The organism is Inquilinus limosus (assembly GCF_002195995.1).
Taxonomy (GTDB): Bacteria; Pseudomonadota; Alphaproteobacteria; order DSM-16000; family Inquilinaceae; genus Inquilinus; species Inquilinus limosus_C.
On record NZ_NHON01000126.1, the window covers coordinates 1 to 14,528 of the forward strand.

The 14,528-nt window shown below is 70.1% G+C and carries 12 protein-coding genes and 1 pseudogene; 2 read left to right on the plus strand and 11 right to left on the minus strand.

The genetic code is table 11. The features are described 5' to 3' along the window. Positions 1–258: hypothetical protein (locus tag BWR60_RS37415; RefSeq protein WP_179222052.1), on the plus strand; the 258-nt coding region annotated here is incomplete at its 5' end. Positions 259–607: 349 nt separating this feature from the next. Here BWR60_RS37415 and BWR60_RS32915 read toward each other — a convergent pair. The 8 genes from BWR60_RS32915 to BWR60_RS32955 form a co-directional block, all read right to left on the minus strand. Continuing rightward, positions 608–2,464 carry a GH39 family glycosyl hydrolase gene (locus BWR60_RS32915; protein ID WP_088157025.1) on the minus strand — a complete coding sequence of 619 codons (1,857 nt, stop codon included), beginning with the start codon at positions 2,462–2,464 and terminating at the stop codon, positions 608–610. Between the two features lie 214 nt (positions 2,465–2,678). Beyond that, entirely contained in the window at positions 2,679–3,440 is a 762-nt protein-coding gene (locus BWR60_RS32925) for an SDR family oxidoreductase (RefSeq protein ID WP_088157029.1), read from the minus strand. Beyond that, the gene (locus BWR60_RS32930) at positions 3,437–4,285 is read right to left on the minus strand and encodes a 5-deoxy-glucuronate isomerase (RefSeq protein WP_088157031.1); all 849 of its coding nucleotides are present in this window, start codon (positions 4,283–4,285) and stop codon (positions 3,437–3,439) included. Before BWR60_RS32930 ends, BWR60_RS32925 begins: the two co-directional genes overlap by 4 nt. After that, complete coding sequence (locus BWR60_RS32935; protein WP_088157033.1) at positions 4,278–5,333, minus strand: ABC transporter ATP-binding protein; 1,056 nt, start codon at positions 5,331–5,333, stop codon at positions 4,278–4,280. Before BWR60_RS32935 ends, BWR60_RS32930 begins: the two co-directional genes overlap by 8 nt. Further along, entirely contained in the window at positions 5,326–6,402 is a 1,077-nt protein-coding gene (locus BWR60_RS32940) for an ABC transporter ATP-binding protein (RefSeq protein WP_088157035.1), read from the minus strand. The genes BWR60_RS32935 and BWR60_RS32940 overlap by 8 nt, the downstream gene beginning before the upstream one ends. Then, a complete protein-coding gene (locus tag BWR60_RS32945) occupies positions 6,380–7,510 on the minus strand; it encodes an ABC transporter permease (RefSeq protein WP_088157037.1) in 1,131 nt (376 codons plus the stop codon). Before BWR60_RS32945 ends, BWR60_RS32940 begins: the two co-directional genes overlap by 23 nt. A 10-nt stretch (positions 7,511–7,520) precedes the next feature. Further along, complete coding sequence (locus BWR60_RS32950; protein WP_088157039.1) at positions 7,521–8,507, minus strand: ABC transporter permease; 987 nt, start codon at positions 8,505–8,507, stop codon at positions 7,521–7,523. Positions 8,508–8,648: 141 nt separating this feature from the next. Continuing rightward, positions 8,649–10,565, minus strand: a complete 1,917-nt coding sequence (locus BWR60_RS32955) for an ABC transporter substrate-binding protein (RefSeq protein WP_088157041.1) — start codon at positions 10,563–10,565, stop codon at positions 8,649–8,651. A gap of 145 nt (positions 10,566–10,710) precedes the next feature. Between BWR60_RS32955 and BWR60_RS32960 the strand changes: the two genes are divergently transcribed. After that, positions 10,711–11,739, plus strand: coding sequence for a LacI family DNA-binding transcriptional regulator (locus BWR60_RS32960; protein WP_218823792.1), 1,029 nt, complete (start codon positions 10,711–10,713; stop codon positions 11,737–11,739). A 194-nt stretch (positions 11,740–11,933) separates the two neighbouring features. Here BWR60_RS32960 and BWR60_RS32965 read toward each other — a convergent pair whose 3' ends face one another. From BWR60_RS32965 to BWR60_RS32975, 3 genes and pseudogenes are all read right to left on the minus strand, one after another. Further along, entirely contained in the window at positions 11,934–13,214 is a 1,281-nt protein-coding gene (locus tag BWR60_RS32965) for an aspartate aminotransferase family protein (protein WP_088157043.1), read from the minus strand. Continuing rightward, entirely contained in the window at positions 13,207–14,232 is a 1,026-nt protein-coding gene (locus BWR60_RS32970; RefSeq protein WP_088157045.1) for a phosphotransferase, read from the minus strand. The genes BWR60_RS32965 and BWR60_RS32970 overlap by 8 nt, the downstream gene beginning before the upstream one ends. Further along, positions 14,232–14,528, minus strand: a pseudogene (locus tag BWR60_RS32975) (histone deacetylase family protein); the annotation flags it as partial. The pseudogene BWR60_RS32975 and the gene BWR60_RS32970, both read right to left, overlap by 1 nt.

A 14,528-nucleotide genomic window follows, 5' to 3' on the forward strand; every position in this document is an offset into this window, starting at 1 on the left:
GCCGCGGTCGCCGCCATGGTCGAGCAGGCCGTCGACGACCTCGCCGAACCCGGCGTCGCCGCCGACATCAAGGCCGGGCTGGCGGTCCGGCTGAAGGAGCCCGATGTCGAGGCGCTGCTCGACACCGAGAGCTTCGGCACCGCCGTGATCCGCCTCTGCCGCTCCCTCGGCTTCGACATCGAGAACGACCCCGAGAGCTATCTCGAAGAGGACGACGCCGATGACGCCGCCGCCGAGGCCTCGCCCGACAGCAGCTGAGGGCAACGAGGCGATGTCGCGCTTGAGCGGACCTGCCCAGCTATCCTCCCCCTCCCTTGCGCCGCGGCATCGACACATCGGGTGGCGGCAGCGAACGGCGGGTTCACGAACAGATTGCCTCTCCCGCTTGCGGGAGAGGTCGGACATTCGAAGGATGTCCGGGTGAGGGTCAGCGGTCTCGCCAAGTGCACAGACCTCGCCGTCAGCAGGCGCACGATCCGTCCTGTCCTGAAGCGATGATCCTGATACCGCCGCCGCAAAGCCCTCACCCGGAGCCGCTTCGCGTCTCCGACCTCTCCCGCAAGCGGGAGAGGCAACGCGCACCATCCTTGATCGATGTGGTATCCGCTCAAGCAGCCGCGACCGTCTCCGACACCGAGAGCTCCCGGCCCGCCAGGTCGGTGGCGCGGATGCGGTAGAAGCCGCCATCGGCGGCGTGGAGATACGCGCTGGACAGCAGCCGGACGGGATTCACCGGCGCGAACGGACCCGCCTCGGCCGTGCTCCACAACACGTCGAACAGGCGCACACCCTCCCCGGCCGGCGGATCCCAGAACAGCAGCTGGTTCGGGCCGTTCAAGCCGCGGTCGCGCCGCACCCGGATGTTCGTCGCCGGGGCGGACGCCGGGGCGTCGGCCTGCGCCGTGCCCTCCCGCTCCAGCACCACCAGCGCCACCGAGGGCAGCAGCAGATCGAGGTCCAGCGGCAGCCGGCCGTCGGCGCCGATCTCGACCGTCCGCACGGTCAGCGCCGGCTCCTGCGCCCGGCGCATCGCCGCCAGCTGCGCCGGGTTCGGCGTGCTCAGCGCCGCCAGCTGCTCGGCATGCGGCAGCGTTCGCGCCTGGTCCTCCCACACCGAGAACGGGTCGCCCTTGTCCTGCGCGATCTCGAACAGGCCGAGCGTGTAGCGGCCGGGGTCCAGGCCCGCCACCTCCAGCGCCACCGGGCTGACGCCGGACCGCCAGATCCGGTCGACGCTGTTGTAGAGCAGGATGGCGGCGCCGCCGGCGGTCGGCGTGGCCATGGCGCCGAGCCCGGTGCGGTCGGGGTCGAGATCGCCCGGCGCGTCGACCCGGCTGTCGCCGAGCAGGGCCAGCAGCTCCATCACCGTCAGCCCCGGCTTCTTGACGAAGTCGAAGGGCTCCGGGTTGGCGCGCCGGTCGGCCAGGGCCGCCAGGTCGGTGACCCAGTCGCGCTGCGCCGCGTCGAACGGACGGGCGCCGAAGAAGGCCAGATGGGTGCGCTGGCCCCAGCGGCCAAGGAAGCCGTTGTCGTTGCTGAGGATGTCGTAGTCCACGCCCTCGGCCTCGACCAGCAGACGCTGGTGCTGGTCGATCACCTTGGCGATCAGCCCGGCGAAATACGGCATGGCATGCCAGGAGTGGTAGTGCTCCCAGCCGATCTGCGGGTCGCATTCGTTGTTGATGAAGGGCAGGCCGGCGAAGCGCGGATGGTGCTCGCGGATGTAGCCGACGGCCTCCATCTCGTGCCGGCAGATCCCGGCCGTGTCCGGCGTCAGGTCCTCCGGATGCTTCACCGCCCCCTTCTCATGCACCGAGATGAAGTCGAGCCGCACCCCGGTCTCGCCGGTGAAGAAGTTGGTGCCGGTGTCGCAATGGGCCAGGAAGCTGCGGAAGATCGGCGGCACCCGCCGCGCCACGCCCGGCCCGCCCAGCCGCAGCGCCGGGTCGACCGCCTTCAGCCCTTCCGAGCAGGCGTCGTAGTAGTTGGCGAAGCCGGTCTCGCCGCCCAGCTTCCACCAGATGTCCGGCTCGTTCCAGGTCTCGAAATACCAGCTCCGCACCTCCTCCGCGCCATAGCGCTCGACGCAGCGCCGGGCCAGGGCCTCGACCAGGTCGCGCCAGTGCCGGACCTGTGAGTCCACGTTCAGGTCGGTGTAGAGCTTGCCGGGGTTGCCCATCAGCTCGAAGAAGGGCTTCAGCCGGTGGCTGACGATCGCGTCCAGCGCCTGGTCCAGCAGCGTCCAGTCATAGGCGCCGAGCCGGTCCGCCTTCACCAGGTCGAGCATGTAGTGGACCCGCAGATACTCGATGCCGCGGTTCGGCACGGCGCCGAGATGGGCCAGCGCCTGCTGCATCTCCGGCTCCAGCAGCAGTTCCGCCGGCGAGAAGCCGGTGCTGCGCCAGAAGCGCTTCCACGGGCGGGCGGGGCCGGCGAGGTCGACCCGGATCGGGGTGGCGGTCACGAGCGTCTCCTTGGTCTCCGCTCTCGGGAGCGGATGGGGTCACAAATCCTTTGGCTCCGTCGCGTGGTCTCTCAGAACGTCATCCCCGATCGTCATTGCGAGGAGGCGAAGCCGACGAAGCAATCCATCGCCCCGCACGAGCTGCACCATGGATTGCTTCGCTGCGCTCGCAATGACGACAAAGAAAATCGAGAGAAGATCCTGCCTGTGGCGACTACACAGCGGCCAGCAGGCCGCCATCGACATAGATGATCTGGCCGTTGACGAAGTCGGAGGCGGCGGAGGCCAGGAACACCGCGGCGCCGCCCAGCTCGTCCGGATGGCCCCAACGCGCCGCCGGGGTGCGGCGCTTGACGAAGCTGTCGAACTCCGGGTCGTCCATCAGCGCGCGGTTCAGCTCGGTGGCGAAATAGCCGGGGCCGATGCCGTTGACCTGGATGTTGTGCCGCGCGAACTCGACCGCGAGGTTGCGGGTCAGCATGCGCAGCGCGCCCTTGGCCGAGGCGTAGGGGGCGATGGTCGGCCGGCCCAGCTCGCTCATCAGCGAGCAGATGTTGATGATCTTGCCGGCCTGGCGCTCGACCATCCCCGGCAGCACCGCCTTGGCGGCGACGACGCTGCCGATCAGGTGGACGTCGAGGATCATCCGCCAGTCCTCGAGCGCGAAGTCCAGGAACGGCTTGCGCAGCTGGATGCCGGCGTTGTTGACCAGGATGTCGACCGATCCCACCACCTGCACCGCCTGGCCGATGGCGGCCGTGGCGGCGTCGGCATCGGTCAGGTCGAAGCGGGCCGGATGGGCGTCGATGCCCTCGTCGCGCAGCTTGACGACCGCCTGGTTCAAAGGCCCGTCGTCGCGGCCGTTCAGGATCACCGTGGCACCGTGCCGGCCCAGCGCGGCGGCCACCGAGAAGCCGAGGCCGCGCGAGGAGCCGGTGACGAGGGCGCGCTTGCCGGTCAGGTCGAACAGGGTCATCGGAACTTCTCCCGCATCGCCTGGATGCCGGGGATCCGGTCCATCAGATCGGCGTGCGCGGGATCGAAATACTGCACCAGGCCGCGCTCCGTCTTCCCCGCCATCACCGTGAAGATGTAGGCCCGGTGGCCGGGCGAGGTGACGGTGGGGTGGTAGCCGCGGTCGACCGTGAAGGTGTCGCCGTCGCGGGTCAGCCAGGCCTGCGGCTCGCCGCTGTCCTCATAGATCAGCTGGGCGCCGAAGCCGGAAGGCGGGTCGTAGCGGAAATGGTACAGCTCGTCATGCGCGGTCTCGCGCGGCCCGTCCTGGCCCGGCACGTCGGTGTCGTGCTTGTGCGGCGGATAGCCGTTCCAGCTGCCGTCATCGGCGTAGAGCTCGCTGACCAGCAGGCGCCCCGCCCGCCCCTGCCCGTTCTGGCCGAGGATGTGGAAGATCCGGCGCCGGCTGTGCGTCTCCGGCGAGCCGACCTCGACCATCACCACCTCCTCCGGCGGGATGCGGAAGGCGGGGTGGCGCTCGGTCGTCACGCCACCGCCGATCGCCACCTCGGCCGGCTTGTCGCGGGCCACGATGCGGATGGCGCTGCCGACCGGGGCGTAGACCGAATCCGCCGGGCCGGACCAGATGTCGGCGCGCCGGCCGACCGCGGCGAAGGCCTCGCCGTCGACGGTGATGTCGACGGTGCCGGACAGCACGGCGAGGATCGCCTCATGCTCCGGCAGCCGGGTCTCGAACACCTCGCCGGGGCCGAGCCTGACCAGGTTGAAATGCACGCTGGCCATGCGGGCGTCGTGATGGAGGATCGGCCGGTTGCCGTTGTCGTGGCGGCGGATGATGTCAGGCATGGGCATGCTGCGGGTTCGGGTCGGAGAGGACGCCGCGGAGGTCGAGCTCCTCGGCGTGGTGGCAGGCGGCGACCTGGCCGCCGAAGCTCTTCAGCGGCGGCGCCGTGGTGCGGCAGATGTCGGTGGCGAAGCGGCAGCGCGGATGGAAGGCGCAGCCGGAGGGACGGTTGGCGGGGTCCGCCACCTCGCCCTTCAGCTGGATGCGCCGGCGCTGCCGCTGGCGCCGCGGGTCCGGCACCGGCAGGGCCGACAAGAGCGCCTCGGTGTAGGGGTGGCGCGGCCGGGCGTAGAGCGCGTCGATCGGCGCGCTCTCGACGATCTGGCCGACATACATCACCACCACGCGGTCGCAGATGTACTGGATGACGCTGAGGTCGTGGCTGACGAACAGATAGGTCAGGCCGAACTCCTCCTGCAGGTCCTTCAGCAGGTTCAGGGTCTGGGCCCGGACGCTGACGTCGAGCGCCGACACCGCCTCGTCCAGGATCACCAGCCGCGGCCTTGTGGCCAGCGCCCGGGCGATGCCGATGCGCTGGCGCTCGCCGCCGGAGAAGGCGTGCGGGTAGCGATGGGCGTATTCGGGGCGCAGGCCGACCCGCTCCATCAGCCCGGCGACGATGCCGGGGATCTCGCGGCCGGTGGCCAGGCCGTTGACGCGCAGCACCTCGCCGACCAGGTCGACCACGGTCATGCGCGGGTCCAGCGAGGCCTGCGGGTCCTGGAACACGAAGCGCAGATCGGTGCAGTAGGGCCGCCGCTGCGCCTCGGTCAGCGCCGCAAGGTCGACCACCCGGCCCTGCGGATTGCGATAGGCGATGGTGCCGCCGGTCGGCTTGTGGGCGCCGAGGATGCAGCGGGTGACGGTGGACTTGCCGCAGCCGGATTCGCCGACCAGCCCCAGCGTCTCGCCGCGGCGGATGTCGAAGGACACGCCGTCGACCGCGCGGACCGGGTTGGCCAAGCCGGACCTGAAGAGGCGCTGGCGCGGCGCGAACTCCATCTTCAGGTCGCGCAGCTCGACCAGGTTCTCGGGCGCGAGCTCAGGCATGCTGGACGCTCCTCGCTTCCAGGGCGGCCGGCTGCTCCAGCAGCACGCAGCGCGCGCCGCGGCCGGGGCCCAGCGCCGTCTCCGGCGGGTCGTGCCGGTCGCACAGCCCGGCCACCGCCTGGTCGCAGCGCGGGTGGAACGGGCAGCCGGTCGGGCGGGCGAAGGCCGACGGCACCAGGCCGCGGATCGCCGCCAACCGGTGCACGCGCTGCCGCGACAGCGTCGGCACCGACCGCAGCAGCGCCCGGGTATAGGGGTGCTGCGGCTGGTAGAAGATGTCCTCGACCGGCCCGCGCTCGACCACCCGGCCGAGATACATCACCGCCACCTGGTCGGCGACGTCGGCGACCACGCCGAGATCATGGGTGATGAACAGGATCGACAGGCCATGCTCGGCCTGCAGCTTCTTGAACAGATCGAGGATGTTGGCCTGGGTGGTGACGTCCAGCGCCGTCGTCGGCTCGTCGGCGATGATCAGGCGCGGGCCGCAGGACAGGGCCAGGGCGATGCAGACGCGCTGGCGCATGCCGCCGGAGAACTCGAAGGGATAGCTGTCCAGCCGCTCGGCCGGCTTCGGGATGCCGACATCGGCCAGGCATTCCAGCGCCCGCTCGCGCGCCGCCTTGCGGCTGAGGCCCATATGCTGGCGGATCACGGCGCTGAGCTGCTGGCCGATCGTATGCACCGGCGACAGCGCCGCCATCGGCTCCTGCGACACCAGCCCGATCTCCGCCCCGCGGATGGCGCGGATCGCCGGGCCGCGCGGCGGCAACGTGGCGATGTCGACCACCGGGCCGGCCGCGGTGCGGAAGGCGATGCGGCCGCCGGCGATCCTCATCCGCTCCGGCATCAGGTTCATCAGCGCCCGGCCGGTCATGCTCTTGCCCGAGCCGGATTCGCCGACGATGCACAGGGTCCTGCCCGCCTCCATCTCGAAGCTGACGCCGTCGACCGGGCTGATCAGCCCGTCATCGGTGCCGATCTGCACCCGCAGGTCCTCGACCCGCAGCAGCGGCTCATCGGCGACCGTGGCGGCGCGGCGCGGGTCAGTTGTAGGGGTCGGCGGCATCGCGGATCCCATCCCCCAGGAAGTTCAGCGCCAGCACGGCGACGACGACGGCGATGCCCGGGATGAACAGCCAGGGCGCGGTGGTGACGGCCAGCAGGTTCTGCGCGTCCTTCAGCAGCACGCCCCAGCTGATCACCGGCGGCTTCAGCCCGATGCCGAGGAAGCTGAGCGCGGTCTCGGCCAGGATCATCGACGGGATCGCCAGCGTCACCGAGGCGATGATGTGGCTGGTGAAGGACGGCACCATGTGCCGCCAGATCACCCGCTGGCGCGAGCAGCCGTCCAGCCGCGCGGCCAGCACGAAATCCTCGGTCCTGAGCGACAGGAAGCGGCCGCGGACGACGCGCGCCAGCTCGGTCCAGCCCAGGAGCGACAGGATCACGGTGATCCAGAAATAGACCATCAGCGGGTCGATGTTGGTCGGGATCGCGGCGGCGAAGCCCATCCACAGCGGGATGGTCGGGATCGACTTCAGGAAGTCGATGCTCCGCTGCACCACCTCGTCGACCCAGCCGCCGTAATAGCCGGAGATGCCGCCGAACAGGATGCCGAGGAACAGGCTGATCGCGACCCCGACCAAGCCGATCGACATCGACACGCGGGCGCCGTGGATGGTCAAGGACAGCACGTCGCGGCCCAGCCGGTCGGCGCCCCACAGATAGAACGGCGCCTTCGGGTCGACCGGGCCGATCAAATGCCGGTCCCACGGGATCAGACCCAGCAGGTGGTAAGGCTCGCCCTTGACGAACAGCCCGACCGGGATCACCGCCTTGGGGTCGCTGACATAGACACGCTGCACCGTCAGCGGGTCGACCGTGCTCTTGATGCCGTTGACATAGGCCAGGGCGAAGTTGCCCTGCGCGTCGTGGCCGAAGAACTTCAGCATCTGCGGCGGCGCGTAGGTGTAGCGCGAGTTGTAGGTCTCCGGCCCGTACGGTGCGACGAATTCGGCGAAGGCGGCGACGAGGTAGATCGCGATCACCACCAGCCCGCTCCACCATGCCAGGCGGTGGCGGCGGAAGCGGCGGTAGATCAGCGCCCATTGCCCCTTCTCCGCCGTGGTGGCGCGGCGCGGGGCCGGGATCGCGGTGGGGTCAGCGACGGTCATGAGCCCTCCCTCAGCCGTGCCGCACGCGCGGGTCGAGCCAGGCCAGCAGCAGGTCGGAGATGAAGCTGCCGAGGATGGTCAGCGCGCTGAGCAGCAGGATGAAGGACCCGGCCAGGTACATGTCCTGGCTCAAGAGCGCGCCGAGCAGCAGCGGCCCCGCCGTCGGCAGGCTGAGCACGACGCCGACGATGACGGTGCCCGACACCAGCTCCGGCAGGATCCAGCCGATGGTGGAGACGAAGGGGTTCAGCGCCACCCGCACCGGATAGCGCAGCAGCACAATCCGCTCCGGCAGCCCGGCGGCGCGGGCGGTGGTGACATAGGGCTTGTTCAGCTCGTCCAGCAGATTGGCGCGCATGATCCGGACCAGCGAGGCGGTGCCGTGCACGGCCAGGACGAAGACCGGCAGGTACAGATGCGCCGCCAGGTCGGCGACCTTGCCCCAGCTCCACGGCGCGTTGATGTATTCGGCCGAGAAGAACCCGCCGACATCGGCGCCGAAGCTGCGCGACAGCACGAACATCAGCACCAGGGCCAGGAGGAAGCTGGGGATGGCGAGGCCGAGGAAGCTGAGGAAGGTGACGACGTAGTCGAGCGAGGAGTAGCGCCGCACCGCGCTGTAGATGCCGATCGGCAGCGACACCGCCCAGGTCACGACCAGGGTGATGAAGGACAAGAGCAGGGTCATGCCCATGCGGTCCCACAGCAGCGACGACACCGGCCGGTTCCAGTCGAAGGACTGGCCGAAATCGCCCGCGAAGACGATGTTCGAGATCCAGCGCCAATACTGCACGTACCAGGGCTGGCCGAGGCCGTACTGGGCCCGCATCGATTCCAGCATCGCCGTGTCGACCGACCCGCCCTGCTCGGAATAGCGGGCGACGTAGCTGGTCAGGAAGTCGCCCGGCGGCAGCTGGATGACGATGAACACGACCACCGAGACCGCGGCCAGCGTCACGGCCATGTAGATCAGGCGGCGCAGCAGGAAGCGAAGCATTACAGCACCTGATGTTCGCAACCACCGTCATGGCGAGCCCCGCAGGGGCGTGGCCATCCAGGGCAGCTCGCACCGGCCCCTGGATGGCCACGGCGCTTCGCGCCTCGCCATGACGGCATGGGATGCATCGCTACGAGCCTCTCACTCGTAGAAGTAGGTTTCCGGGTTCGACGGCCCCGGCGTCATGTAGAAGACGGTGTCCGGCAGCTGCTCCGGCACGTTCTTCATGTTGGTCTTCACCACGCCGACATTGTCCGGCGCCATCACCGTGCCGATCACCCAGAACTGGTCGCGGGTGATGGCCAGCAGCTTCTTCATCACGTCGATCTGGCGGGCCGTGGTCGGCTGCGCCTTCAGCTGCTCATACAGCTCCTGCTGCTCCCGCGCCGGGCCGGTCGGCTCGATCCCGTTCGGGTCCTTCGGGCTCTGGTACCAGATGCCCCAGGCCGAGGCGAAGGCCGACTGGTTCTCGTAGGGGAAGTACCATTTCGGGTCGAGCAGCCCGAGGAAGTCGTAGCCGCCGCCGCCCAGCCAGACCAGGCCCTGCTGGTCGTTGGCCAGCTGCCGGGCGAAGGCGAAGGAGGATTCGATCGCCTTGACCTGCATGTCGATGCCGACATCGCGCCAGTACTTGCGGATCAGCTCCAGCGCATCCACATGGTATTTGCGCGAGGCCAGGGCATCGATGGCGAAGGAGATGCGCTTGCCGTCGGGGCCGAGGCGGAAGCCGTCGCCGTCCTTCTTGTCGAAGCCGGCGGCGTCGAGCAGCTGGTTGGCCTTGGCCGGGTCGTATTCGGTGTACTGGGTGGCCATGGCCTCGTCATACAGCGCCGTGTCCGGCCGCGGCGCCGCCTGGTAGGGCCGTGACAGCCCGGCATAAATCAGCTCGTTCAGCTCGTCGCGGTTGATGGCGTAGGACAGGGCGATGCGGAAATCGCGGTTCTGGAACACCTTCTGCAGGTTCGGGTCCTTCACCGTCTCGTTCAGGCAGATCAGCATCGAGTTGGAATAGGCCGGCCGGGCCCGGAACAGGCGGTAGCCGCCCTGCTCCCGGTGCTGCGCCAGCACCGCCTGGTTCTCGATGCCATCGAGGCCATAGGCCTGCATGTCGAGGTCGCCGTTGATGGCCTTCAGCACCAGCCCCTGGGTGTCGCCGACCACGTCGTAGGTGACACGGTCGATATAGGGCAGCTGGTTGCCCTCCGGATCGACCTTGAAGAAGTACGGGTTGCGCTCGGCCACCACCTGGCTGGTGCCGCTGTAGCCGACGGTCAGCACCCAGGGGTCGAGCACCGGCCGGCCGACATCGCGCCAGCGGCTGCCGTTCTGGTAGACGGTCCGGTTCTGGAACAGCGTCGTCCAGTTCGGCACGCCGGCCGCCTTGACCAGCGTGTCGATGCCGTCCGGGTTGTACTTCTTGTGGAACTGCTTGAGGTAGTGGCTCGGCGACGCGGCCAGGATCTCGGAGCCGAGCTGCGTCGCCATCGCCGGCAGGAACAGGCCGTTCGGCGCGGCGAAGGTGAAGCGGACGGTCTCGGCGTCGACCTTCTCCGCCGTCACCGGCTTGCCGCCGGCCCGCAGCCAGCGCGGCACCGACGGCGTCAGCTCCTGGTTCATCAGCACGTCCTGGTACCAGAACATGATGTCGTCGGCGGTGAAGGGCGCGCCGTCCGACCACTTCATCCCCTTGCGCAGGTGGAAGGTGAAGACGGTGGCGTCGTCGTTGACGTCGACGGACTCGGCGGCGTCCGGCACCACGTCGGTCCATTCCGGGTTCCAGCGCACCAGTCGGGTGTAGCCGATGGTGCGGTCCATCAGGCTGTCGCCGCCGCCGACCACCCCCTGCCGCCAGGTGCCGCCGTACTTGCCGACCTTCTCCAGCGGCTTGACCACCAGCGGGTGCTCGGGCAGCCGCTGCGCCACCGGCGGCAGCTTGCCGGCCGACACCTCGGCGGCCAGGGCCGGCGCCTCGTGATAGTCGGCGGCCATCACCGCCCCGGCGAACAGCAGCATCGGGATCAAGGCCGCGCCCCACAGCGCGCGCGTTCCGGCGCCCATCCTGAGTCCTCCCTCTGAGTTGGTCTTCGACCTTATATTCGACTCAATATCGTTAACGTTAACGTTCGTCAATGGCGCTTGCGATCCAAGGAAATTCTACGTATTGAATGGTTTGAATGCCCATCCTCGCCAGAGACAAGCGAGAGTGACAGTTAGCGATAACACATCTCACGGCCTGAAGCCTCTGCCCCGCGGCGCCACCCTCGCGGATGTGGCGGCGGCGGCCGGCGTGTCGACCATGACGGCGTCGCGGGTGATGAACGGCCGCGGCGGCGCCAGCGAGGAGACACGGGCCCGGGTGCTGGCCGCGGCCGCCAGCCTGGCCTACCGGCCGAACACCTTCGCCAAGGGGCTGAAGGGCGACCGCTCCTACACCATCGGCATCGTGGTGCCGGACATCGGCAACCCGTTCTTCCCCGAGGTGATCAAGGGCGCCGAGCTGGCGGCCCGGGCCCGCGGCTTCACCCTCCTGACCTGCAACGTGGTCGAGGATCCGGAGCGCGAGGCCGAGGTGCTGGCGACGCTGCTGGACCGCCGGGTCGACGGCGTCATCGTCTGCAGCGCCCGGCTGGAGGACAAGCGGCTGCAGCAGGCGATCGAGCCGCACCGGGCGGCGGTGCTGATCAACCGGCCGATGCCGCGCCGCGTGGCGGGCACGATCGAGATCGACTTCCGCACCGGCCTGGCCGAGGCGACGCGGCGGCTGATCGCCCGCGGCCGCCGGCGCATCGCCTATATCGGCGGCCCGCCGACCTCCTACAGCGGCCGGATGCGCCGCGCCGGCATCCTCGACGCCCTGGCCGAGCACGGGCTGGAGCTGGTGGCGGAGGAGGCGACGACGCCGGACCTGGAGGGCGGCGTCGACGCCGCGCGCCGCCTGGCTGGCAGCGGGACGACGGTCGATGCGGTGATCTGCTACAACGACCTGATCGCGATCGGCGCCCTGTCGGTGCTCCGCGACGCCGGGCTGGCGGTGCCGGGCGACATCGCGCTGCTGGGCTGCGACGACATCCTGGCCGCCCGGCTGGTGAACCCGCCGCTATCGACCATCCATGTCGCCAAGCAGGATCTCGGCGACGCCGCCATGCGCATGCTGATCGACCGGATCGAGGGCCGCAGCCTGCAGCATTCGATCGTGATCGAGCCGGAGCTGGTGGAGCGCGGCACGACGTGAGAGCGGGCCGTCCCGAAAATCAGCAGGGTCCTTCCCTCACCGTCATTGCGAGGAGGCGAAGCTGACGAAGCAATCCAGGGGCCGGTGCGCATCGGCCCCTGGATTGCTTCGCTGCGCTCGCAATGACGGCGTTTGAACCCTGGATAGATCTCTTGAGCGAGAGAGCGTCCGCTCTATTCGACTGCCTTTGCCGGCTACACCCCGTCCGGATCAGCCAACGTGCGGTCCAGGGCGTCGACCAGGATCTCGGCGTGCTCGCGGCCGAAGACCAGGGGCGGGCGCAGCTTCAGCACGTTGCCGTTGCAGCCGCAGCTGCTGACCAGCACCTTCCGGCGGCGCAGACCGTTGACCACGCGCGCCGCCAGCGCGCCGTCCGGCTCGCGCGTCGCGCGGTCGCGCACCAGCTCGACCCCGACGAACAGCCCGGCGCCGCGAACATCGCCGATGGCTGGATGGCGGTTGGCCAGCGCCCGCAGCGCCTCGGCCAGGAAGGCACCGGTGTCGCGGGCATTGGCGACCAGGCCTTCGCTTTCGATCACGTCCAGCACGGCCATGCCGACCGCGGCCGAGACCGGGTTGCCGCCGAAAGTGTTGAAGTAGCGGGTGCGGCGGCCGAACTCGGCCAGCACCTCCGGCCGCGCCGCCATCCCGGCGATCGGGTGGCCGTCGCCCATCGGCTTGCCCATGGTGACCATGTCGGGGACGAAGCCGTGCCGGGCGAAGCCCCACATCCCGCCGGTGCGGCCGAAGCCGGGCTGCACCTCGTCGGCGATCACCAGCCCGCCCGCCGCCCGCATCGTCGCCGCGGCCGGGGCCAGGAATCCGGCCGGATCGGTGAAAACGCCGTCGCTGGAGAAGATGGTGTCGACCAGCAGCGCCGCCGGCACGATGCCCGCCCGCCGCATGTCCTCGATCGCCGCGGTCACCCGGGCGGCGAAGGCCGCGCCGGCATCGCCGTCGCCGCGATACGCATCCGGCGGCGCGACCAGGCGGACATGGTCGCCGATCCGCACCGCGCTGCCCAGCGAGGGCGACATCTCCGCCAGGGCCACGGTCACGCCGTGATAGGCCCAGTCGGTGACGATCACGCCGGTGCCGCCGGTGACGGCGCGCGCCACCCGTAGGGCCAGGTCGTTCGCCTCGCTGCCGGTGCAGGTGAACATCACATGGCCGATCTCCGGCGGGAAGGTCGCCAGCAGCCGCTCGGCATAGTCGAGCACGCCCTCCGACAGATAGCGGGTGTGGGTGTTCAGCACCGCCGCCTGCCGCGCCAGGGCGCCGACCACATGCGGGTGGCAATGCCCGACCGAGGCGACGTTGTTGTAGGCGTCGAGATAGCGTTCGCCGTCCGCGCCGTGCAGCCAGACGCCCTCGCCGCGCACGACATGCAGCGGCTCGTCATAGAACAGGCGGTAGGCCGGCCCCAGCAGCCGGTCGCGGCGGGCGCGCAAGGCGGCGGTACGGTCGTCAGCCATGGCTGTCCCCTCCGCAGATCCGGTGCAGGCGGTCGGCGGCTTGCTGCCGGTCGAGGCCGGCGAGGCGATGCAGTCGCGCCCAGGCGGTCTGGTTGTTGCGCAGGATATAGGCCCGGTTCTCCGGATGGCGGCGGACGCGCCAGGCGCCGACGATCACGATCATCATCAGCCGGGTCGCCATCAGGTCGCCGAGCAGGCCGATCTCCTCCGGCCGCAGCGGCATCGCCGCGTGGTAGCCGGCGATCAGATCCCCGGCCGGGCCCAGCGGGTCGTCGTCATCCGCCAGGTGATAGGCGGCGGCGACCGCGACATCGGTGGCCAGCACGGTGCGCACCGCGTCGCCGAAATCGATCAGGCCGGTGACCGTGTCGGCGTCGGCGGGGTCGACCAGGATGTTGCTGGGGTTGGCGTCGGCATGGACCATCTGCCGGCGCAACCCGGCCAGGGCCGGCGACACCACCCCGTCGAACCGGTCGAGATACGCCGTGGCGAGCGCCCGCCGGTCCGGATCCTCGATGTCGCCCAGCAGGTCGCGCAGCCGGGCCGCGCCGGCCATGTCCCAGATCAGCTCATGCGCCTCGGCCGGGTGGCGGAAATCGCTCAGCGCCGCGGCGATGCGGCCGGCCACCTCGCCGATCCGCCGGCGCAGCAGCGGCGAGCGCGCTGTGACCGACGCCAGCGGCACGCCCTCCAGGAAAGACAGCAGCCGCGCCACCCGCCGGGTGCCGTCGCGCTCCTGCTCGATCTCCGCCGCGCCGTCCCGCGCCGGCAGGATCCGCGGCACCGGCAGAGCCGGATCCACCCGCTCCAGATGCTGCAGGATCGCGGTCTGCAGGTGGGTGACCTGCCGCTCCTCGGCCGGGTCGGAGACCTTCAGCAGCACGCGCCGCCCGGCCGCGCTCTCGATCCGGAAGTTCTGGTCGCGCTCGCTGCTCAGGGCCTCGGCGCGCCCTTCGATGCCGTAATGGGCACGGACCAGCGCCTCGGCGTCCGGCGGCGAGAGATGCCCTGCCGCCATCAGCCGGAGAAACCGTCGAAGAAGCGCGCCAGCAGCCGGCCCAGCACGTCGACCGCATAGCCGCCCTCCTGGATGATCGCGGCCGGCTTGCCCAGCCCCCGGATCGCCGCGCCGGCGCGAGCGAAGCCATCCTCGGTCACCTGCAGCGCCGCCAGCGGCTCGTCCTTCGAGGCGTCGAAGCCGAGGCTGACCACCACCGCGTCGACCCCGGCCCGCTCGACGGCGGCGACCGCCCGGTCGACCGCGGCCAGCCAGCCCTCGTCCCCGGTGCCGAGGGCCAGCGGCAGGTTGAGATT